22 protein-coding genes are annotated in these 21,412 nt (G+C 61.8%); 9 read left to right on the top strand and 13 right to left on the bottom strand.

The window, feature by feature from the left end:
• Positions 1–144: 144 nt before the first annotated feature.
• From C489_RS21520 to C489_RS21510, 3 genes are all read left to right on the top strand, one after another.
• The gene (locus C489_RS21520; protein WP_152423123.1) at positions 145–963 is read left to right on the top strand and encodes a hypothetical protein; all 819 of its coding nucleotides are present in this window, start codon (positions 145–147) and stop codon (positions 961–963) included.
• Positions 964–1,082: 119 nt separating this feature from the next.
• Positions 1,083–2,336 carry a hypothetical protein gene (locus C489_RS21515; RefSeq protein WP_152423122.1) on the top strand — a complete coding sequence of 418 codons (1,254 nt, stop codon included), beginning with the start codon at positions 1,083–1,085 and terminating at the stop codon, positions 2,334–2,336.
• Complete coding sequence (locus C489_RS21510) at positions 2,337–3,254, top strand: hypothetical protein (protein WP_152423121.1); 918 nt, start codon at positions 2,337–2,339, stop codon at positions 3,252–3,254.
• Between the two features lie 240 nt (positions 3,255–3,494).
• Here the strand turns inward: C489_RS21510 and C489_RS20725 are convergent, their stop codons facing one another.
• Positions 3,495–3,761 carry a winged helix-turn-helix domain-containing protein gene (locus C489_RS20725; RefSeq protein ID WP_083902777.1) on the bottom strand — a complete coding sequence of 89 codons (267 nt, stop codon included), beginning with the start codon at positions 3,759–3,761 and terminating at the stop codon, positions 3,495–3,497.
• 216 nt (positions 3,762–3,977) lie between these two features.
• Between C489_RS20725 and C489_RS06960 the strand changes: the two genes are divergently transcribed.
• On the top strand, positions 3,978–4,451 hold the full coding sequence (locus C489_RS06960) for a PadR family transcriptional regulator (protein ID WP_239642038.1): 474 nt from the start codon (positions 3,978–3,980) through the stop codon (positions 4,449–4,451).
• A gap of 118 nt (positions 4,452–4,569) precedes the next feature.
• Here C489_RS06960 and C489_RS06955 read toward each other — a convergent pair whose 3' ends face one another.
• From C489_RS06955 to C489_RS06945, 3 genes are all read right to left on the bottom strand, one after another.
• Positions 4,570–6,198 carry a sensor histidine kinase gene (locus tag C489_RS06955; RefSeq protein ID WP_006430480.1) on the bottom strand — a complete coding sequence of 543 codons (1,629 nt, stop codon included), beginning with the start codon at positions 6,196–6,198 and terminating at the stop codon, positions 4,570–4,572.
• 97 nt (positions 6,199–6,295) lie between these two features.
• Positions 6,296–7,045 carry a class I SAM-dependent methyltransferase gene (locus C489_RS06950; RefSeq protein ID WP_006430479.1) on the bottom strand — a complete coding sequence of 250 codons (750 nt, stop codon included), beginning with the start codon at positions 7,043–7,045 and terminating at the stop codon, positions 6,296–6,298.
• Positions 7,042–8,136, bottom strand: a complete 1,095-nt coding sequence (locus tag C489_RS06945) for a hypothetical protein (protein ID WP_006430478.1) — start codon at positions 8,134–8,136, stop codon at positions 7,042–7,044. Before C489_RS06945 ends, C489_RS06950 begins: the two co-directional genes overlap by 4 nt.
• A gap of 225 nt (positions 8,137–8,361) precedes the next feature.
• Here C489_RS06945 and C489_RS06940 point away from each other — a divergent pair, with 225 nt between their 5' ends.
• On the top strand, positions 8,362–8,679 hold the full coding sequence (locus tag C489_RS06940) for a DUF7853 family protein (protein WP_006430477.1): 318 nt from the start codon (positions 8,362–8,364) through the stop codon (positions 8,677–8,679).
• Positions 8,680–8,747: 68 nt separating this feature from the next.
• Here the strand turns inward: C489_RS06940 and C489_RS06935 are convergent, their stop codons facing one another.
• Complete coding sequence (locus C489_RS06935; RefSeq protein ID WP_006430476.1) at positions 8,748–9,068, bottom strand: hypothetical protein; 321 nt, start codon at positions 9,066–9,068, stop codon at positions 8,748–8,750.
• Between the two features lie 82 nt (positions 9,069–9,150).
• Positions 9,151–10,176 carry a zinc-binding dehydrogenase gene (locus tag C489_RS06930; protein WP_006430475.1) on the bottom strand — a complete coding sequence of 342 codons (1,026 nt, stop codon included), beginning with the start codon at positions 10,174–10,176 and terminating at the stop codon, positions 9,151–9,153.
• A 102-nt stretch (positions 10,177–10,278) separates the two neighbouring features.
• On the opposite strand from C489_RS06930, the gene C489_RS06925 reads away from it, so the two are divergent.
• Positions 10,279–10,881: a MogA/MoaB family molybdenum cofactor biosynthesis protein gene (locus tag C489_RS06925; protein WP_006430474.1), complete on the top strand. Its 603-nt coding sequence runs from the start codon at positions 10,279–10,281 to the stop codon at positions 10,879–10,881.
• Entirely contained in the window at positions 10,814–11,635 is an 822-nt protein-coding gene (locus tag C489_RS06920) for a 5-formyltetrahydrofolate cyclo-ligase (protein WP_083902776.1), read from the top strand. Before C489_RS06925 ends, C489_RS06920 begins: the two co-directional genes overlap by 68 nt.
• A 507-nt stretch (positions 11,636–12,142) precedes the next feature.
• On the opposite strand, the gene C489_RS06915 is transcribed toward C489_RS06920, so the two are convergent.
• The 5 genes from C489_RS06915 to infB form a co-directional block, all read right to left on the bottom strand.
• The gene (locus C489_RS06915; protein WP_006430472.1) at positions 12,143–12,475 is read right to left on the bottom strand and encodes a DUF7126 family protein; all 333 of its coding nucleotides are present in this window, start codon (positions 12,473–12,475) and stop codon (positions 12,143–12,145) included.
• A complete protein-coding gene (guaA, locus tag C489_RS06910; protein WP_006430471.1) occupies positions 12,472–13,389 on the bottom strand; it encodes a glutamine-hydrolyzing GMP synthase in 918 nt (305 codons plus the stop codon). Before guaA ends, C489_RS06915 begins: the two co-directional genes overlap by 4 nt.
• Positions 13,389–15,080, bottom strand: coding sequence for a glutamine hydrolyzing CTP synthase (gene pyrG / locus C489_RS06905; RefSeq protein ID WP_006430470.1), 1,692 nt, complete (start codon positions 15,078–15,080; stop codon positions 13,389–13,391). The genes guaA and pyrG overlap by 1 nt, the downstream gene beginning before the upstream one ends.
• 151 nt (positions 15,081–15,231) lie before the next feature.
• Positions 15,232–15,657: a hypothetical protein gene (locus C489_RS06900; RefSeq protein WP_006430469.1), complete on the bottom strand. Its 426-nt coding sequence runs from the start codon at positions 15,655–15,657 to the stop codon at positions 15,232–15,234.
• A gap of 127 nt (positions 15,658–15,784) precedes the next feature.
• Positions 15,785–17,584 carry a translation initiation factor IF-2 gene (gene infB, locus C489_RS06895; protein WP_006430468.1) on the bottom strand — a complete coding sequence of 600 codons (1,800 nt, stop codon included), beginning with the start codon at positions 17,582–17,584 and terminating at the stop codon, positions 15,785–15,787.
• Positions 17,585–17,784: 200 nt separating this feature from the next.
• Here infB and C489_RS06890 point away from each other — a divergent pair, with 200 nt between their 5' ends.
• Both C489_RS06890 and C489_RS06885 read left to right on the top strand, forming a co-directional pair.
• Positions 17,785–18,030: a PRC-barrel domain-containing protein gene (locus C489_RS06890; protein WP_006430467.1), complete on the top strand. Its 246-nt coding sequence runs from the start codon at positions 17,785–17,787 to the stop codon at positions 18,028–18,030.
• 4 nt (positions 18,031–18,034) lie between these two features.
• Positions 18,035–18,493, top strand: a complete 459-nt coding sequence (locus C489_RS06885) for an NOB1 family endonuclease (protein WP_006430466.1) — start codon at positions 18,035–18,037, stop codon at positions 18,491–18,493.
• A gap of 69 nt (positions 18,494–18,562) precedes the next feature.
• Here C489_RS06885 and C489_RS06880 read toward each other — a convergent pair whose 3' ends face one another.
• Both C489_RS06880 and C489_RS06875 read right to left on the bottom strand, forming a co-directional pair.
• On the bottom strand, positions 18,563–19,684 hold the full coding sequence (locus C489_RS06880) for a CPBP family intramembrane glutamic endopeptidase (RefSeq protein ID WP_006430465.1): 1,122 nt from the start codon (positions 19,682–19,684) through the stop codon (positions 18,563–18,565).
• A gap of 105 nt (positions 19,685–19,789) precedes the next feature.
• Positions 19,790–21,085, bottom strand: coding sequence for a hypothetical protein (locus C489_RS06875; RefSeq protein WP_006430464.1), 1,296 nt, complete (start codon positions 21,083–21,085; stop codon positions 19,790–19,792).
• Between the last annotated feature and the right edge of the window lie 327 nt (positions 21,086–21,412).

Below are 21,412 nucleotides of genomic sequence, written 5' to 3'. Positions count from 1 at the left end.
CAAAAGAGGTCCTCATGAGACAAAGCTACCCTCTGCTTTCATAGAAGTAGTTCTCTCCGCTGATCAGTTAACAGATATATTTAAACGATGGATGAAGTATGGAATGAACATAGGATTTAAAATAGATAGGGCTAAGCAAAGCATATGGGGATTAGTAGCAGAACAATCTCGCAAATTTTGCTGTTTGTTGTTATAGCTTCGATATCTGTATTTATCGTTGATCATGTTGTCCTTAGTGGTGAAATACTTTCAAATAATGAACTTGACTTCGCTGACAAGAATGATAGTGTGCTATCTGTTCTAATCTCGGGTTTCCTATTAATAGCATATCTCATGCAGTATCTAGTTCAAGATTCACAGCATGAATTAATGTCAAGACAGGAATCGATAATGAACGCAGGGTATACCCCGATACTTGGAGTGACATCGAGTGAATGGGGGAACGAGAGAAACGATAATATTGATCTCGAACCTCACGAGGCGAACAAGTATTATATGAACATCATGAATAGCGGTAATTCTACGGCTAGGGATTTGAGGCTTAAAACAGAAATAGGCTCCTGTGCAGAACCAGCTGACATCACCTTTTATTCACATTCTGTTCCTCTTCAGAGGACTTCTGAAGGAACTTGGTGGCCAACCGATGTTGGCGGGGCATTATCTGAATCACATAATGAACCCACTGAATTTTATGCGAGTCCAAAGGTTAGAAAAATAGAGAAGACAGGACTTCTTAAGCGGGATAAAGAGATTAGAGAAGTTCATATCCATACTGCCTTACAGGCAATTGAAAAGTCAGATAATAATTCCGCTACCGGAACAAATGAAGTGAAGATTACAATCTACGTTAAATATAAAACCGCAACAGGTTCTAAGCAGGAAATAAAAATTTGTGAGCTGAAAGAAATGGTGTCTAACCTAGGAGTGAATGATTATCACCTCTACAAATACCAGAGTAGCTGACGTTCGAATCAACTATAGCCCTCTCATTGGCAAGATTCACTTTGACCGTATAGCCAACCGATATATATACAGGACTCTAATATAAGGTACAAGACGACCAGGGATGGTGGCCCACATTGATGTTTAAAAATCGGAATTTAGAGGGTACGCCGACAGAGGAACTACTAGAGGAATTCGTAGAGTTTGTCACCAAAACCGACAAACAGATTGAAGAGGAGGGGAGAGAAAGCAAAAAAAAATCAACTGAATTGAAAATATACATTGCTGCTAATAACGGATTTGTCCCTGACGATCTCAGCAAATCGCTCCAAAACTTATTGGAGGAAGAGGATATAAACAAAAATCCACGGGAGTTCTTTGAAAACCACTCCTTCTCTGTCGAACCAGTTAACGAAGAGGCTTCGTTATTGGTGATATCGAATCCAAAATACAACACAGACGAAGAGTTCTTGTTAATCAATGACGGAGAATATCTCAAAGCACTAACTATAGTCAAAAAGAGCATTGCTGAGGATACCATTGAGAAACTAATCCGGTATTTGCCGCAACTTGACCGCATATTCCTTAGCTCAGAGAATCTCCGCGAAATAGTTGATGAGTATGAAAAAAGAGACTTGTCTGGATTTACTGCAAAATACGAACCCTTCTTTAAAGATGAGTATATAAGCGTACAGGTTCATGGTGGTTCAGAAGAACATTTAGATAAAGTTCAAGATAACTTCGATGCCAGAGCAAAGAGGGTTGTTTTCGGACAGCGAAATAGTCCCGCAGAGGCTGTGAAAGGAACTGTAAGTCAAGAAGGATATGCCTCAGTCCCAAGAGTGCGTTCTGGTTCCGATGATGTTGGGTTGGATGTGATTGAAGATCTAATTGAAACCTGTGAGACCAAAGATCAAGAAAATTTTGAGGTTGAACACCGTCCTGAACGATTGACTCCTGGTGATCATATCTTCTTATCTCAGCTCACGTTAGAGGATTCTGACGATAAGAGCGAAACAGATGGTGGGATATCTGAAAAACTACGCGATGCTGATCAGGGAAGCGTACTTGATGGTCTTACAATATGTATATTTGAAGAAGAGGTTGAGGATGATGCCTATCCTACAGATGCTTCAGTCGCTGAAAGTCTTAAAGAAGATATCTTAGACTATAAACAGAGGTACCGATATTCGTCTATTGGACAAAACCATTACTTAGTGTATGATTCTGAGAGAGGTCTATCTTTTGAGGTAGTTGTCTCTGACAAAGACTTGAAGGTATATTCTCGGTCAAATACGACTAAAGAGGGTTTAAGAGACTTCTATCAGATAATTGACGACGAGTTTAACTCCTCATATAAAATCAACAGAGTTTCTAAAAAGGTGAGAGCATAAATGGATAGGTGGAATACTCAAAAAGCACATATCACTACCCATAATCTCTTTAAGTCTGCTGTATTTGGGGAGAAAGATACTGGTCTCGTAGACCATGGCTTCAGAATGGTTGGTGATTTCATGTATGTTCCTGGGGAACGAACCAGTGTTGATGTAGAACCCCCTTACACACTGCTTGGCGAAAACTCTGCTATTTTCTTCGATTTTATTCGTCCCGGCAACATATCTGAGGAAGCTATTAAGAGATTATCCAAATACAATAAAATCAGCCTGAAAGCTGTTGAAAGTCACGTGAAAAGGTCACCCGTTTCTGAGGATTTCCTCGAGCCAGAGGATATTGATTGGTTTGATCACTGTACAATTCTCAGAGAAGAACAGTTCAGAAATCACCAATCTGGGTCAGCCAACCAGAGGGAGAAGTTGAAACGGCTTAAGCAAGAAAGCAGTATCGCGACCGTCTCACCTGGTTCATCACTCTCTTTGGAGTCTGGTAGTCTTCGGAATAGCACGGTTTTAGATCAACTTCAAAGAGGAATCAGCGTCCCAGAAAGTCCACCTAGCTTGGTGTACTTGACTAGGGATATTCATGATGAACCTCTTGCCCTAGGTATTTGTGAGGAGATAGTCTTAGGGTCAGATCTCTCTGACGGCGGAATAATAATAGACTTTGAAGACGTGAAGACCCATTTTGGAAGAAATATAAAATATAAACAGTTAGAAGATGTCTTTACCTATCTCCGTAAGATCGATATCTGCCGGAAACGGAGAGATGATGGAAGATTTTTGTTTACAAAATATAAAATAAATAACCTAATGTCACTGAGGGATAGGTTCGAAGATGAGACAATTAATGAATATCTATCTGATGAAGATGAAAGCAAAGATGATGACCTTTCTAGCTTGTCGGACTTTACTTAATGTTGTCTGAATCAGAGTAGATCTATCCATATCTAATTCATCTCATAAGATTTCATGTCGACAGATCCAAATTATTGTACATCGCACAAACCACGTTTTGTTGCGGGTATACCATGAGTGATCCATTGATAGAACCACTGCTCTTCTCGGAGTTATCAACATGGACACTAGTTGTAGTCGAAAATTGCCTATTTATCAAGTCGAAAAAATAGGATTTCGGAGGTCGTGTGTACGAGTTCGTTATGATGGTTCGAGGTCGTCCTTCTCTAATTCGCCCTCGAGATAGGCACGACCCTGATCCGTAATTTGGTAGTAACCCCGTTCCTCGTCTACTTGCTCCAATAGACCGTGATCCACCAAAACTGGAAGGCGTCTAGTGATCGTAGATTTTGAAACACCTTCCAAATTGAATTCTGCAACCGCTGGCGGGATAGCGATCCCTGCTTTCTCGAAGATTTCGAGAATTGCAGGATCAGACTTCGTCATCCACGAAACCAGCGGACGCATTCAGTTGGTGCTCACGCTTTCCAGTCATAACTTCAGGTGGCACGCAAAGGAATAGCAACATACACCTTCTTTTTGGCCTCATATAGCATCAAGTATAAGTCCCACAACACCATTGCTGAGAGCAACGGAAGCCAGACGGACCCACGACTGCCCGAGTTGGTCCTCGAGAGAGAATGCGGACCCGGTGTCACTACCACCGGCCCGCGTGGCTTCCGTATGCCACCGAAAGCCATGCACGACGACGATTCGCGGGACCTTGAACCTCCCGCTCGAGCAGACGCATCGCTCCCGGACGACCCGATAACCGACGGCCGGCGCGCGTGGGTCGACCTCACCGGGTTCCAACGCGACTGTCTCGAGGCGATCGCCCGCTGCAAGCGCGACGACCGCCCGCGGTCTCCCGCGGGGCTCATCGCGACGCTCGAGCGCCGGTATCCGACGGTCAGTCGCGCCCGGCTCGAGCCGAACCTCCGCGCGCTCGTCGCCCGCGGCCTCGTCGCGAGGCGCGAGGGACTGCCCGCGCGACTCCCTGCCTACCGGCTGACGGGTGCCGGGCACGCGCTGCTCATCCAGCGCGCCGAACGCCTCGCGACCCTCTGTGAACTACGACGCGGGGACATCGATACGGCGGACGAGGAGGCCGATCGAGGAGAGCGAGCGGACCGGACGGAGCGACGCGACGAACGGTAGGCTGCGTGGCCGCGAACGCGCGGGACTGTCACCCGCAACGGGTCTCTTCGCCGGTCCTCGAGCGGAGCCCCCGCCTCGCTATCGGATCGATCACTGGCCGGGAGGACTCGAGGCCGCGCTAGTCGCCGCGATCGGAGCGCTCGTCGCCGTGGGCTGGAACGTCGGATATCATCGAGGGGACCTGCGTGTCCGTGCTGGGGAGCGTGAAGTAGAAGGTCGCCCCCTCGCCGGGTGCCGAGTCGACCCAGATCTCGCCGCCGTGGCGTTCGACGATCCGCTGGCACAGCGCCAGCCCGATCCCCGACGCCGATCCCTCCGCGGCGGTGTGGGTGGTCTCGAAGACCTGAAAGACCCGCTCGTGCTGGTCGGGGTCGATCCCGATGCCCTGATCGGCGACCGCGAACCGCCACTCCTCGCCCTCGCGATCGGCACCAACGTGGATCTGCGGGGGCTCGTCGCCGCTGTACTTGATGGCGTTCGAGAGCAGATTCCGAAACACCTGCGCGAGCTGGTCCGCGTCCGCGATCACCGTCGGCAGGTCCTCGGCGGTGACCGTCGCGTCGCTCTCCTCGATACGGGGACGGAGATCCGTCAGCACGTCCTCGAGGACCGCGGCGGACTCCGTCGGCTCCAGGGGCTCGCCGCGGGTGGTGACCCGCGAGTAGTCGAGCAGGCTGTCGATCATCGCCCGCATGCGATCGGCCCCGTCGACCGCGAACTCGATGAACTCCCGGGCGTCCGTGTCGAGGTCGTCCCCGTAGCGGTTCTCGAGCAGTTCCAGATAGCTCGAGACCATCCGCAGCGGCTCCCGCAGGTCGTGGGAGATGGCGTACGCGAACTGCTCTAAGCGTTCGTTCGAGGCCTCGAGTTGCGCGACGCTGTCGGACAGCTCCCGCTGGGTGCGCCTGAGTTCCGTCACGTCGGTGTACAGCGCGAACGCGCGTTCGCCCTCCCCGTCTCCGGCCCCGTCCCCGTCGCCGACGTCGTACGGAACGACGCGGAGCTTGTAGTGACCGCGCCCGTCAGCCCGGTCGACGGTGACTTCGCCCTCGTAGATCTCGTTGTCCGCGACGTGGGCCGCGACGGTCGCCTCCGTTTCCGTCTCCCGGAGCGGCACGACCTCGAACAGGTTCTCGCCCTCGGCGTCCGCGCTCGTGTGCTCGAGGAGGGTCTCGAAGACGTCGTTCGCCCGTTCGACGGTCGGCTCGCCGTCCGCGTACCGCAGATCCGCGATCGCCGACGGCGCGTTCTGGAACAGCGACTCGAAGCGTCGCTTCTCGCTTCGGATGTCGGCCTGTATCGACTCGAGTCGCCGCGTCGTCGCCTCCAGGTCGCTGATCGACTGTTTGCGCCGCGCCGTCTCGAGGCCGACGACGGTCCCGGCAATGCCGCCGATGAGCGCCATGAACGTCGCCTGAAACAGAATTACGTCCAACTCGAGTGCGGCCTCCGGCGTCAGATGCTGGTGCAGGGAGTACCCCGCCGATGCCAGCCCCGCGAGCACGTATCCAGCCCCCGCGCGAAGACCAACGATCCTGCCGCCGTTTGCCGCGTCGACGGTCCGAAGCGCGTAGTAGCCGACGGCACCGAATACCAGCGAGAGCGCGACCAGCGACCACTGTCCGAACACCGTCGCCAGTAACTGCGCGTCGTGGGCCAGCATATGATACAGCGAAACGGTCAAAGAGAACCCGACGACGACCGCGACGGTCGCAATTCCGAGCCGGTCGAGTGAACGGCTGTTCATATCGGCTGTTCGAGTGTCAGTCAGTTATGCATTCGGACGAACAGGCTCGAAGTAACGTATACGCCGTCGACTATCGGGCACAGCCAGCTTCGAAAGCTCAGTCCGGATCGGCCGACAGACCCAGTGGGACACGAGCGATCCCCGTATCGCAGACCACACACGACTGGAGCCCGTTTGCGTCGGTGAACCGGTCGAACAGCCCCGAGAGCCGCACGTCGTGGCTCGCGAGCACCCCGCCGGGCTCGAGCCGCGGACGCGCCGTCTCGTACTCGAAGCGCATGTGTGGCAGCCGGTGGTCCGAGTCGTGCAAGAACAGATCCAGCGGCCCGACGCGCTCGAGCAGCTCCGGCAGCACCTCCCGCGCGTCCCCTCGATGCAGCCGCCAGCGGTCGCGACAGCGGTCCGGAATCAGGTGGCCGTACTCGAACGGCCCCGGCGGGCCGCCGGGAAGGTCCACCGCGTGCAGCGTCCCGCCGCCGTTTTCCGCCATCGCGGCCAGAACGTGCGCGTCGAACGAGCCGAACAGCACCCCGGTTTCGACCGCGGTCTCGACCTCGAGCGCGCGACAGACGACGTAGAGGGTCACGCCGTCGCGCCAGTGGGTCGTATCGGTGGCGACGCCGGCGTCGTGGATCTCCGCGACGCGGTCGGCGTAGCTGTCGTGAAACCACTCGAGGTCGTCGTACTCGCGCTCGTAGCCCCGCAGTTCGGCGACCGACGCCGGCAGCACCGCGGCCAGCCGCTCGGCTCGCTCGCGGGTCTCCGCGCCGTAATCGAGTCGGCGGCGCTCGAGGCCCAGCCGGGCCGTCCGAAGGGCGTAGATCGCGTCGCGAAGCGTGCTCGTCACCGGTAGCCCAGCGCCTCGAGGCGCGACTCGATTTCGTCCTCGTCCGATTCCTCGCCGCCGGCCGGACCGTCCGCTCCCGCTGCGCTGCCCTCCCGAATTCCGTCGGGAAGCGCGGGATCGCAGGCACCCGTATCTCGTCCGTCGCGGACCGCCCACGGAACCCGGCGGAGCGCGGGCACCGGCGTTCCGGGCGGATGTGACCAGACGCCGAACTCGCCGAGCCCGTTCCCGTGGTCGCTGGTCATCGCGACCCGGCCGTCGCAGTTGCCGAGCAGGCGCGCGAGGTCGTCTAACACCCACTCGAGGTTGTCCCGGTAGGCCGCCCAGACCGCCTCGAAGGAGAGGTCGCCGTCGCGCAGACGCATCCAGGGGTCGTTCATCGAGTCCGTCTCGTCGTCGTCGCTCTCGGCCTCGGCTTCGGCCAGCGTCTCGAGGGCCTCGCGTTCGGCCGGCTCGAGGGCCTCGAGATCGATGTCCTCGTCGTCGTCCTCCCCGTCGGTGAACTGCCCCCAGTGCTCGATGTCGGCCGAGCCGAAGAACCAGCCCGGCTGCGATCGGAAGGGTGCGTGGGGCTGCATGTAGTGGACGAGCACGCGATCGATCCCCAGTTCCTCGCGGTTGCGCCAGATCGCGATCGCCGCGTCGGTCAGCGGCTCGGGCGGGATCGTCGAGATGTCGTCGTCGACCCAGTCCTCGCGCCACGCCTCGTGGAAGACGCCGAAATCGTCGGCCGTGAGCGGCAGGACCTCGTCGGAGGTGACGAGGATGTGCTCGCAGGACTGCGAGGAGAAGGGGTTACCGGTCACGTAGGCGGTCCGGGCCATCGCCTCGCGGTGTTCGGGGGCGAAGGTTCGGTCCATCCACTCGGCGGACTGGGAGCCGACCGACCACAGCGATCCCACCGAATTGGGGTCGGGAAGCGTCTCGTGGCCGGCCGCGGCGGCCTCGCGCATGAGATCGAGTCGGCAGCCGTCGAGGACACAGCAAATGTCCCACTCGCGCTCCCAGATCGGCGTCGCGGGAACGAGCCGCGAGAGCGCGTGCCCGATGCGGCCAGTCGCGATCTCCCCGGATAGCGTCGCGAAGTCCATCAGCGTCGCTCTGTGTGTTCACTGGGTGCGATTCTGTTAGTAGCTTTTGATCGGCGAACTGACCGTCTCCGGTCCGGCGGGGACCGATCGGCCTCGAGTCCCGATCGATTCGAGAACCGACACCGGCGATCGAATCCAGCAACTATGCCATGCGGTAACAAGGCTTATTATGCCGCTGTTCGTAGCGGTGGATGAGGACCGACGAACCCGGTCCAGTCTGACGAAATGAGTTCCTCACAACCGGAAACCGAGACGTACGAAGTCACGCTCTCCAGAGACGAACAATGGGTCGTCCACCACGTCCTGTCGAACCGCCTCGACGAGGCCCTCGACGCGGACGGAACACCGCCCGAATGGGTACTCGAGGGCATCGAGACGCTCGAGGCGGGCGACGGAACGGAACGACTCACCGGGCCACAGGCCGATCGGATCTATACCGAGCTCGCCGCGTACGTCGACCGGGAGGAGACGCCCGACCGGGACGTCGACAACGGATCGGCCGTCCTCGAGCTGCTCGAGGATGTCTGCGAAGCGGAGGCGTAACGACGCGAGCCGATTTCTTTTGGGTACCGATCGACGAGAGGTAGAAGCAGCGCCGCTGCGAGCCGTCTTCAGGGTCTCGTCGTCGCCCAGACGGCCGTAATCGCGAGCAAGACGGCGGGCGCAAGCGGCAGAATCAGCAGCGCGAAGCGATACCCCTCTGCACCCGGCGGGACGAGGTAGATCGCGGTCGGAGCGACGAAAAACGCGAAGACCAACACGCCGACGAGGGTCCAGCCGCGCCAGTCGAACTCGCGGTCGGCCGCCGACGGGTGGGCCGACTCCGCTCCCGCGTCGGCCTCGGCCGGCGCGTCGGCTCCCTGTTCGCCGTCCGCGTCGGCGTCGAACGTCGATGGATCGTGGACGTAGCCGCCGTCGTCGCTCGAGGTCACTATCGGATCCTTCGACCGCATCGTAAAAGCCCTCACGGTTGGCCAACCGGGCCGAACCTGATCGGGGCTCGACTTCGGCAGCTTATAGTTCGCTGTCAGGTCGAACGACGACCTTGCCGAACCCTTCGCGGTTCTCGATGATCTCGTGGGCGCGTGCGGTTTCGCTCATCGGCAGTTCCTCGCGGATCGCGGGCTCGAAGGTGCCGTCCCAGACGAGTTCCATCACGTCGTCGACCTGCCCCGGCGTGGCCATCGTCGAGCCGATGATCGTGAGCTGTTCCCAGAAGATCCGCGGGATGTCCGTCTCGGGGTTGCCGCCACCGGTACCGCCACAGGTCACGAGCCGCCCGCCCTTGGTCAGGCTCTTCAGCGAGTTCTGCCACGTCGGCGCGCCGACGTGCTCGACGACGACGTCGACCCCGCGGCCGCCGGTCTCCTCTAAGACCCAGTCCGCGAAGTCCTCCTCTTCGTAGTTACAGACGTGGTCCGCGCCGTGTTCCTCGGCGTAGTCGAGTTTCTCCTCGGTGCTGCCGGTCGCGTAGACTTCCGCGCCCGCGTAGTCGGCGATCTGTAAGGCGGCGTGGCCGACTCCGCCGCTTGCACCTAAGACGAGCACCGACTCGCCGGCCTCGAGGTCTGCGCGCTCGATCAGCATCCGCCACGCGGTCTGGAAGACCAGACAGCTCGAGCCGGCGACCGACCAATCGACGTGCTCGGGGACGGGGAGCAGGTTGTCCTCGGGGATCGCGGCGTACTCGGAGTGGACGCCGGTGACGTGCTCGCCGATGATGTGGAAGCGCGGGTCGAGGGTCGGATCGTCCATCCGCAGGTCGCCGACGCCGGCCGAGAGCGCGACGTGGTCGCCTTCCTCGAATCGGGTCACGTCCTCGCCGACCGCTTCGACGACGCCGGCCCCGTCGCTGCCCGGAATGTGGGGCATCTCAAGGTCGATCCCCGGCATTCCCCGCCGCGTCCAGATATCGAGGTGGTTGAGCGCGGCCGCCTTGATATCGACCAGGACCTCGTCCCGGCCGACCTCGGGGTCGGGGTACTCGCCGTACTCGATAACGTCCGTGTCACCGTGTTCCGCGAATTGGACTGCCTGCATATACCGAGCCAACGCAAACGGCGGCCATAACAGTTGGGCAACCCGTGGTGGCGTGCCCCCTCTGTACCCAGCGTTTTATTCGCCGGCTCCCGAAGAGGCCGTATGAACGAGACGGACGCGACCGACGCCGAGGGTGCCGACGCTGCCGACAGCAGCGACGGGACGCTCTGTACCGGCGTCGTCACGATCGCCTCGAGTCGCTCGCTCGAGAACGACAGGGCCGGCGAAGTGATCGCCGAGGTACTCGAGGAGAGCGGGAACGGGGTCACGGTACGGGAACACGTCGGCGCGAACCACGACAAGGTCCAGTCGATCGTCTCGCGGCTGATCGATCGGGACGACGTGGACATCGTGCTCACCGCCGGCGCGACCGGCGTCGAGCCGACCGACACCACCATCGAAGCCGTCAAACCGCTGTTGGAGAAGGAGTTGACCGCGTTCAGCGAACTGTTTACCGCCTTGGCCTACGAACAGGTCGGGACGGAAGTCATCACTGCGCGCACGCTCGCCGGCATCACCGAGGGCACGCCGGTGTTCTGTCTGCCCGGCCACGCCGACGCGGTCCGGCTCGCGCTCGCGGAGATCATCCTGCAGGAAGCGGCGCGGATCATCGACCTCGCGGAGGAGGACGAACCGGATGGCGACGCGGACGAGGCGGCGAGCGGCGAGCCGACCGAAGCCGACGCGGCCGACGGGGGTGCCTGACGTGGGTTCCGCCGACGGCGACAGTGAGAGCGAAGGGGACGGCACCGATCGGGTCGACAAGGAAGCGATCCGGGAACGCGTCTGGGACGACTTAGAAGAGAGCGGCGAGGCCCGATTCCCGTTTCCGCCCCACGGCCGGATCCCCAATTTCGCCGGGGCGAGCGAGGCCGCCGAGCGGCTGGCCGAACAGCCGGAGTGGACGGACGCGACGACGATCAAGGCCAATCCCGACGCGCCGCAGTTGCCGGTCCGGCGGCGAGCGCTGCGCGAGGGCAAGATCGTCTACATGGCCGTCCCGCGGCTCCGCGACGAGAAGTGTTTCCTGAAACTCGATCCCGACGAACTCGCGGACTACGACGACGCGACGACCGTGTCCGGCTCCTCGAAACACGGCGAGCAGGTGGGACCGGACGAAATCGACAGCGTCGATCTGATCGTTTCGGGAAGCGTTGCGATTACCGAAAACGGCGAGCGGATCGGCAAGGGCGAGGGCTACAGCGACCTCGAGTACGCCGTGCTCAGGGAACTCGGGCTCGTCGACGAGTCGACGCCGGTCGCGACGACGGTCCACGAACGGCAGGTGATCGACGACGCCGTCGCGATCGGAGCCCACGACGTCGCGATGGACCTCGTCGTCACGCCCGAGCGGACAGTCCGTCCTGAGGGGAGCGCGCAACCGAGCGGCATCGACTGGGACCTGCTCGACGAGGAGCGACTCGAGGAGATCCCGGTTTTGGACCGGTTTGCGACGTAGCCGACTCTTTTAGACGGACTGAGAACGGGCGAGCGGTCGCGAAGCGCCGCGCTGGCGGCGATCAGTCGTCGGCGCGTCAAAAGGGGGATAGGTCATCCCCGGGACGCGGCGGAAACCGCCGCGCCCCGATGCCAGAATCGCAGGGTGTAACGCGAGCCGGTGGGGTGGGCCCGCGTCAACGAGAATCGGTTGGCAGTGGTGGGAAGGGTGCTGTGGTGGGGTTGCTGGAAGTCGCGGGTGCAGGTGGTGGGGTGGGTGCCATCGGTGGGGTCTGCCCGTCGACCTCCGTTTCCACGTATCGGCGGATACCACTTGAACGGCGGTGATGGTATACCGCTCTTACGTCGAATTCCCCGTGAGTCAATCCGAATTTATTTGGCCGAAATACTGGTCGAGAAAGTTCATCCACCAGGTGCAAGTAATAGTAACCAACTGCCGAAACGAATGGGAGAATTCGGGCCAGCACTCGAGAGGGTTGTCCGCCCCCTGCGATCGGTGGGCCGAACGTCAGTTGACGAGTTCGTCGGCGACGACGCTTGCGTCCATCAGTTGTGGATCGATGGCGATATCGAGTTGTCCCTTGACGAACTCGGGGACGGTCCGCTGGGCGTAGACGACGGTCCGCACGTCCTCGTTCAGATCGCAGACGATCGGGATCGTCGTCGCCTGTCCGACGTCGGTCAGCACGTACAGGTCGGCGTCGACGACGCCCGCCTCCTCGAGGTGCGGGCGGGAGATGACGCCCTCGAGCCGGGCCACGGCGACGCCCTCGGCCTCGAGGGCCGCCGCGATGCCGTCCTCGTCGGCACCGGCGACGACGGCGGTCGTCCCGGTACTCATTCGTACTCGATGGTCGCGGGCGGTTTGTGGGTCACGTCGTAGACGACGCGGGCGACATTCTCGTGGGCACCCGTGATTCGGGACTGGATGCGCTGGAGGGTGTCCCAGTCGATCTCCTGTGCGCGGGCGGTCATCCCGTCGCGGGACTCGACCGAGCGCACGGAGACGACCCAGCCGTGGACGCGGTTGTCACCCTTGACACCCGTCGCCTTGCCGATGACGGCCGCCAGGGCCTGCCACGGCTCGTACTCCTCGAGTTCCTCCTCGACGACGTGGTTTGCCTCGCGAGCGACCTCCAACTTCTCCTCGGTGATCTCGCCGATGATCCGCACGGCGAGGCCGGGGCCGGGGAACGGCATCCGCTCGGCGACGAGTTCGTCGAGTCCGAGGTGGCGAGCGACCTCGCGGACCTCGTCCTTGTAGAGGTCGCGAACGGGTTCGACGATCCCCTCGAAGTCGACGACCTCCGGCAGGCCACCGACGTTGTGGTGGGACTTGATCCCGCCCTCGCTCTCGATGCGATCCGGGTAGATCGTCCCCTGCACGAGGTAGTCGGCGTCCGCGTCCTTCGCTTCGCGCTCGAACTCCCGGATGAACTGCTCGCCGATGATCTCGCGCTTCGCTTCGGGATCAGTGGTTCCCCCGAGCGCCTCGAGGAAGCGGTCTTTCGCGTCGACGATCCGCAGCGAGTCCATGTAGTCGAAGGTCTCGCGGATCTGGTCGGTCTCGCCTTTCCGCATCAGGCCGGTGTCGACGTAGACCGGCGTGAGTCGGTCGCCGATGGCCTCGTAGGCTAAGGCGGCGGCGACCGAGGAGTCGACGCCGCCCGAGAGGGCGATAACGGCGTTTGCGTCGTCGATTTCCTCGTCGATCTCTGCGACTGCGTCTGGGACGAACGTCTCGGTGTCTACCATCAGTGGGTTACCTCGGTTTCTGCGTCGGCATCGGCGTCCGCGGTCTCGCTATCGGTCTCGGTCCCCGCGTCGGTCTGCTCGAGGATGGCCTCGACGAGCCCGAGGAACGGCGGGCTCGGCTGTCCGGGTCGGGACGTGTACTCGGGGTGGAACTGCGTCCCGACGAAGAAGGGATGGTCCTCGAGTTCGAGGATTTCCATTCGATTGCCGGCGGTGCCGGAAAACGTCAGCGGCTCGTCTTCGAACTGGTCGAAGTACTCGGGATTGACCTCGTAGCGGTGGCGGTGGCGCTCGGAACAGGACGTGTCGCCGTAGAGCTCGTAGGCCAGCGTCTCGGGTTCGATCACGGTCGTGTGCTCGCCGAGTCGCATCGTCCCGCCCATGTCCTCGACCTCGTACTGTTCGGGCAGGATGTCGATGACCGGGTGGGGCGTGTCTTCCTCCATCTCGGCGGAGTGGGCCCCCTCGAGCCCGAGCACGTTCCGGGCGTACTCGACGACGGCCATCTGGAAGCCAAGACAGAGCCCGAGGAAGGGAACGCCGTTCTCGCGGGCGTACTGGACCGCCCGGATCTTCCCTTCGGAGCCACGCATGCCGAAGCCACCGGGGACGATGACTCCGTCCATCCCCTCGAGTTGGCCATCGTAGCCCTCGCTCAGGTCGTCGGCGGCCACCCAGTGGACGGTCACGTCGCTGCCGACTTCGAAGCCGGCGTGTTTCAGCGACTCGTGGATCGACATGTACGCGTCCTCGAGATCGTACTTGCCGACCAGCGCGATGTCGACCTCACCCTCTTTCTCGCTGGTGACGATCTCGCGCCACTCGTTGGCGCGTTCGCCCTCCGGGAGGGCCTCGTCGTCGAGGCCGAAGTGCTCGAGGACGTACTGGTCGAGCCCCTCGTCTTCGACCATCAGCGGGACGTGATAGACGTCCTCGACGTCGGGGTTCGAGAACACCGCGTCGGTGGGAATGTCACAGAACAGCGCGATCTTCTCCTTGGTCTCGGGATCGAGTCGGTCCTCGCAGCGGCCGACGATCACGTCGGGTTGGAGCCCGATCGAGCGGACCTCCTTGACCGAGTGTTGGGTCGGCTTGGTCTTCTGCTCGCCGTTTTTCGAATACGGGACGAGGGTGACGTGGGTAAAGAGGACGTTCTCCTCGGGTTCCTCGTGGGCGAACTGGCGCAAGGCCTCGAGGTAGGGCATCCCCTCGATATCACCGACGGTGCCGCCGACTTCGATAATACAGACGTCGGTGCCTTCGGCGGCCTCGCGGATGCGCCGCTTGATGTCGTCGGTGATGTGGGGGATGATCTGGACGGTCTTGCCCAGGTAGTCGCCGGCGCGTTCCTTCTCGATGACGTGCTGGTAGGTCTTGCCCGTCGTGATGTTGTGGTCCGAGGTCATGTCGATGTCGAGGAACCGCTCGTAGTTCCCGAGATCGAGGTCAACCTCGCCGCCGTCCTCCAAGACGTAGACCTCCCCGTGCTGGTAGGGGTTCATCGTGCCCGCGTCGACGTTCAGGTACGGATCGATCTTCACCGCGGTGACGTCGAACCCGGCGTTTTTGAGGAGACGGCCGGTGCTCGCGGCCGTAATCCCCTTGCCGAGTCCCGACATGACGCCGCCGGTGACGAAGATGAACTTGTTCCCCAGCGAGGGGTCATAATGAGTGTCCGATTCCGTCGGCATACCGAGTGTGCGCGCGACCGCTTGAAAACGATTTCGGGACCGCACCGACTCCGACAGAGGTTGTCATCCCCCACCGGTTCGGATTCGCTCGACGGCCGCCTCCTCGAGTCGACGTTCGTCCAAAAAGAGACACTGACTCGAGCGAGGACGCTTACGGCTCGTCATCCATGGACGCCTTCCCGTGGGAGTCGTCGTCGCTGGCAGCCTTCCCCTCGGCTGGCTCTGCTTCGACCTCGAGGTCCTGTACCTCGACGATCTCGGCTTGTGCGATGTTTTCGATGCCGCCGCCCATGCGCAACTGGAGTGTCCGCCCGGGAAGGTCCGGATCGTCCGCGTCGGTCGGCTCCCGCGGGACGGAGACGGCGGTGACGCCGTCGATGGTCAGCGAGCGGCGCTGGATCGGATCGCCCTCGTGCTCGACGGTGTCCCACGTCTCGACGTCGAGGTCGTCCATGTCCGTGCCGAAGTAGTCCTCCGCGTCCGGATTGACCGTGTCCTCGGTCTGGGATTCGCCGGTCGTCCTGTTGTCGTCGAACTGGACCTCCTCATGCTTGTACTGGCGGAGTTGGACGAGCATACACCACCTATGACCTGCTGTGTGGTAACTCTCATACTGGAACTCGCCGGCCCGGCCTCGAGCAGGCCGAGGAGTGAGCACGCGTACGAAGACGCTGCGAGCGAACCCGAGGCGGAAAACTGTACGGTTACTTCCCCCAGAAGGGATCCCGGCTGCGCTGCTTGTCGAGGTACATGTTCAGCGCCTCGAGTTCGTCGGCGGGGATCTCGCTCGCGAGCTCCTGCTCTAAGATCTTCGCGTGTTTCTCGGGGATCTCGATCCAGAGTTCGTCGTCCTCCTCGATCTGGCGGCCAACGGTGGGGCCGTCGATGGCGACGGAAACGCGGTTGCCCGCGCGGGCCTCGTCGACATCCTCGCCCTGCTCTTGAATCCCCTTGACCTGCCCGACGCGATCGGGCTCGTTGCCGTCGAACTTGACGACGTTCGCGTTGTTCTGGACCGTTCCGGAGTTGACCTCGACGCCGACGACCGCGGGGTCGTTCTGGCGGAAGGTGTGATCCGGCAGGATGCGAAAGCGGGCGGGCCGGGTGATGTTATCGAGGATGGTGTCCTGCTGGGCCTGTTCGATCCCCTCGACGTACTCCTCGTACTCCTCGATGAGTTGGTAGATGACCTCGTCGGTGAAGATCGTCACGTCCTCGATCCCCGCGCGCTGCTCGGCGTCGTCGAGGACATCGACATTGAACCCGAGGATGGCTTTCTGTTTGCCGTCCTCAGCGGTCGAGGCGACCGACACGTCCCGCGGCGCGACATCGCCGACCTCCGCGCGGACGATCGGCACCTCCGCATCGTCGAGGGCGTCGGCCATCGCCTCGAGGCTGCCGAGGGTGTCGGCCTTGACGACGACCCCCTCCTCGGCGGTGTCGACGGCGATGTCCGCGAGTTCGGCCTGGACCTCCGCGATGACCTCGTCGAGGTCGCGGTCGCGGACGACCCGGACCGGAGCGCCGGCCATCGCGTCGGCGAGTTCCGGCGCGGCGACCTTGATACCGGATGCGGCCGAGACCTCGTCGACCTTTTCGAACCGGCTCTCGGTCCGGATTTCGGCCAGCGGACGCGGCTGGAGCAGCGCGCGGACATCGGTAACGATCGGCTCGTTTTGCCCGCCGACGACGAGCTGATCGTCCGAGCGGATCGTCCCGTCGTAGAGGACGGTGTCGACCGTCGTCCCGAACCCTTTCTCCTCTTTGACCTCGAGGACGGTCCCGACGCCGGGGCCGGCGACGTCGATCTCCATCTCCTCTTTCATGTAGCGCTGGGAGAGTCCCATCATGACGGTCAGGAGGTCGGGAACCCCTTCGCCGGTCATCGCCGAGACGGGGACGACGCCGACGTTACGCTGGAAGTTCTGGACCCGCCAGTAGAGGTCGGCGGAGAAGCCTTCATCCGAGAGGTTCCCGATGATCTCGTAGAGGTTCTCGTCGAGCCGTTCGCGCACGCGATCGGACTGGGCCTCGTAGGTGTCGTTGATCGGCGAGTCCTCGTTTGCGTTCCAGCCCGGGACGGTGTCGATCTTGTTCGCCGCGACGATGAACGGGGTTTCCGACCGCCGGAGGATGTCTAAGGCCTCGAGGGTCTGGGGCTGGAAGCCGTCGTTGACGTCGACGACGAGGATAGCGATGTCGGCCAGCGCGCCCCCGCGGGATCGCAGCGTGGTAAAGGAGTGGTGACCCGGCGTGTCGATGAACAGGAGGCCGGGGAGGTCGAAGTCGTCCGGGTCGACGAGGTCGCCCGCGATCGTCGAGATGATATCCAGCGGAACGGCGGTCGCGCCGATGTGCTGGGTGATCGCGCCTGCTTCGCCCTCGATGACCGCGGAGCCGCGGATCTTATCGAGGAGACTTGTCTTGCCGTGATCGACGTGTCCGAGGACGGCGACGATCGGCGTTCTGAGAGATGTGGGGTCGCGTGTATCCGTGTCCGACATGATGAACCACCCGAGAAGGTCTTACCTGAATCGTCCGTAGCGCCGTAGTTAAACCCATCGTCATCCGCGTTCCGAACGCGCCGGCGAGCGCCGCGGTCACGATCGTCACGGGCGGCTCCGTTTTCTCGGCGGCATCCGGATTCCGTCGCCCGTGGGCGTTCCCCGTGGTCTTTAATACCGATTAGTAAGTACGGGGATGCATGAGCGATATACTCGCTGAAAACCTCTCGGGGAAGTCGGTCATGGGGTCCGACGGCACCGAGCTCGGATTGCTCTACAACATCACGATGGATCTGAAATCCGGCAAACTTCACGATCTCGTTATCGAGCCCGACGAGGAACTCTCGAGTCGCGCCGTCGATTTCGACAGCGACGACGCCGGCCGGTTTCTCGTGCCCGTCAACCGCGTCCAAGCGGTGAAAGACTACATCGTCGTCCAGCGCTAACGGTATGTACGTTCTCGACTCCTCCGCTTTTATCCACGACTTCCATACGACAGAACAGACTGCAACCATCCCGCTCGTCCGCGAGGAACTCGAAGACGAGAGCGCCTATCGCTACGACGCGATGGAGGGCTCCGGGATGCACATCCACATTCCCAACGAGGACACCACCGAGAAAGTCGAGCGCGCGGCCCGGGAGTCCGGCGATCTCGACGTCCTCTCGGACACCGACGTTCGACTCGTCGCGGCGAGTTTCGAACTCGACGCTACCCTCGTGACAGACGACTACGCGATGCAAAACGTCGCGGAGAAACTCAACGTCGGGGTCGAAGTGATCGCCCGCGAGGGAATCGACGAACAGCGCCACTGGAAGTATCAGTGTCAGGGCTGTGGCCGCGAGTTCGACGAGGAGAAAGATCGCTGTCCGATCTGCGGGTCGGAACTGGCTCGGAAGAACCCGTCGTAGCCCGCGCGGCGTGCGATCGGTTTCTGTCGCAATCGGCCCGACGCAGGGAGCGACTGCTCGAGCGATCGGTCAGCCGTAGACGAAATAGAGGTTCGCAAAGAGGATCGCGTTGTAGACGCCGTGGATCAGCGCCGGGACGAGGAGGTTGTCCGTTCGCTCGTAGATGACACCGAGGACGATCGCGAGCCCGAAGATGGTCCCCAGACTGGCGATCACCGCGCCCAGTCCGGCGGTGGCGTACGCGAGCACGTGGACCGCCGCGAAGATGACGCTGGCCACGGCGACGGCACCCGGGCGCGAGAACGTGTCGTACAGCGACTTCTGGATCACGTTCCGATAGAGCAGTTCCTCGAACGGCCCGATGATCAGGATGGCAAGCGGGACCAGTACCAGCATCAGATCCGGGCTCTCTTGGGCCTGCTGGGTCGTCGAGTGGTCGGCGCTTTCCACGCCGGTCGACTGCATGACGAAGGAGATCAGAAAGAGCGTCCCGAAGAGGACCACCAGTCCGCCGATCATCCAGCCGACCTCCCGCAGCGTGGGCCGACGCACGTCGATAAAGGAGAGATCGCGGTCGGTCAACGAGAGGTAGGTGCCCGCGACGAGCATCGTTCCGAGCGCCATACACACCTGCGTGAAGACGGTGCTTTCGATCTGGGAGATCGGCTCGAGCAGCGGGCGGACCGGAATTGCGAGGATGGCGACAACGAAGGGCGTGACGAGGAGGCCGGCGAGGCCGACGGCGGACAGCATCGCGGCTTGTCTGCTCCGCTGTTTGAGCCCGCTGGCGCTGATGCCGAAGTAATCCGCGACTCCGGCGGCGACGGTAAGTCCCGCCGTGAGGAAGGCCACGAAGACGATCGGGATCGACAGCGGAACCATCGGCACGCCGGTCGGCGCGGTCACCCCCTGATTCAACGCGTAGCCGGCGAGCAACACGACGGCGACGCTCGAGCCGGCGGCAGTGAGGCCGGCGATTTGCCCCTCGAGGAATCCGTGGCGTTGGGCCAGAAACGCGAGGACGGCGGCGACGGCGAACGCTGCGCCGGCCCAGACGACCGGGTCGTCGACGCCGCGGCGGACGGGGACGAACATGGCGACCATCGTGATTCCCGCGAGGAGGGTCCCGATGCCGGGAACCACGCCGGACGCGACCGGGGTGGCGTCGTCGGTCCGTGCAGTCTCGGTCATACGTGGCTATTCGTGCGAGGGCCCATACAAATTTCGAGGCGGGAATGGCGAGCGCGATCCGACGGCCGTCGCTCGCTCGCCGTTCCGGACCGCGAGCGGCTCGGCCTACCGCTCGACGCGGAGCTCCGTCTTCTCGGCAACCGCGTTCGCCTCCTCGAACTCGCCGCCACCGAGCAGCCCCCGAGTAGCCTTCTTCGCCCACTCGACGGCGGGCTGTTCGAACGTGTTCACGCCGTAGAGTTCGCCCGCGAGCACGCAGGCGGCCTCCATGCCGTAGAGCAGCCCGCCGAGTTCGTACTCGTCGACGCGCTCGAGTTCGACGCGGACGTTCGGCCGACCGGCCGCCGCGAGGCTTGCTTCCGTGGCTTCGAACTCGGCCTCGAGCAGTTCCCCGAGCGTTGCATCGCCGAGATACGCGAGGTCCTCGACATCGGTGTCCGGAATCGGACGGTCCGCGCCCTCCGCGGTCGTCACGAAGGTGACGAGCTTGTCACGCGGGCCCGCGCGATAGAGCTGCAGTTGCGAGTGCTGATCGGTGACGCCGAGCGCTCGCACGGGAGTCTGGCCGAGGTCGTCTTTCCCCAGACTCTCGGCCCACAGCTGGGCGAACCACTCCGCGTACGTCTCGAGCGATTCGGCGTAGGGCATCACGGCGTTTACGCCGGCCCCGCGCTGGTCGAGCGCGTACGTCGTCGCGCCGTAGGCGTAGGCGGGGCAGTCGAACAGCGAGCCCGACAGCGTCTCGCGCTCGGCGGCGGCACCCGAAAGCAGCGCCTCGAGGTCGTGGCCGCAGACGGCCGCGGCGACCATGCCGACGGCCGACAGCGCGGAGAAGCGACCGGGGACGCCGTCGGGGACTTTCAGCGACGGCAGATCGTGGCGGTTCGCGAGGTCGCGAAGGGGGCCGGACTCGCCGGTCGTGACGATGGTCCGCTCGGTCCAGTCGACGCCGGCCGACTCGAAGGCCTCCCGGACGACGAGGAAGTTCGCCAGCGTCTCCGCGGTCGTCCCCGACCGCGAGACCACGTTGATCGCCGTCCCCTCGAGCGGCAGCGACTCGAGGTGCCTCGAGATCCACGCGGGGTCGACGTTGTCCAGAAAGACCGTCTCGGTGTCCGAATCAAGCGCGTTCGTGATCGTCGCCGCGCCGAGGGAACTGCCGCCGATGCCGATGGTCAGCAGCGCCTCGGCGTCCGCGACCGGTTCGACCGCTGCCCGAATCTCCTCGGGGTCGGTTCTCTCGGGGAGGTTCAGCGCCTCGTAGCCGTGTTCCTCGTTCGCCATTCCCGTCTCGATGCGCTCGTGGGCGGCCGCGACCTGCTCGTCTAACCGCTCGAGGGAGTCCCGCGAGACGCCCGGCGACGCGACCGACGACAGCGCGTTTCCGATATCGACGTTCATGTCTCAGCACGCGACTGCCTGGGCTAAAGGCGTTCCGTGACGCGAGCGCGATCGGGAGGCCGTTCTGCGGGACGGTACGCGAATGGCACTCGGACTCTGTACTGGCAAACGACGTCTTACTCCGAATCGATCAACCGGCGTGCGGTGGCGTGCGCTGTGTCGCGGCGAACCGACGGGTGAGCCGCGATCCAAAGACGCACGAGGGATGAGCGAACGGGCGCGGAGCGCCCGTGAATTGAAATCGGCTGGGGAGGGCGTGGCGATTCCCTGCTGCCGCGACGCGAGACGCTCGGTTTCCGCCGACTCTTCTCAACTCCTGTTCGGGAA

The organism is Natrinema versiforme JCM 10478, assembly GCF_000337195.1.
In the GTDB taxonomy this organism is placed as follows: Archaea; Halobacteriota; Halobacteria; order Halobacteriales; family Natrialbaceae; genus Natrinema; species Natrinema versiforme.
This window is presented reverse-complemented; position numbering and strand designations above follow the sequence as displayed.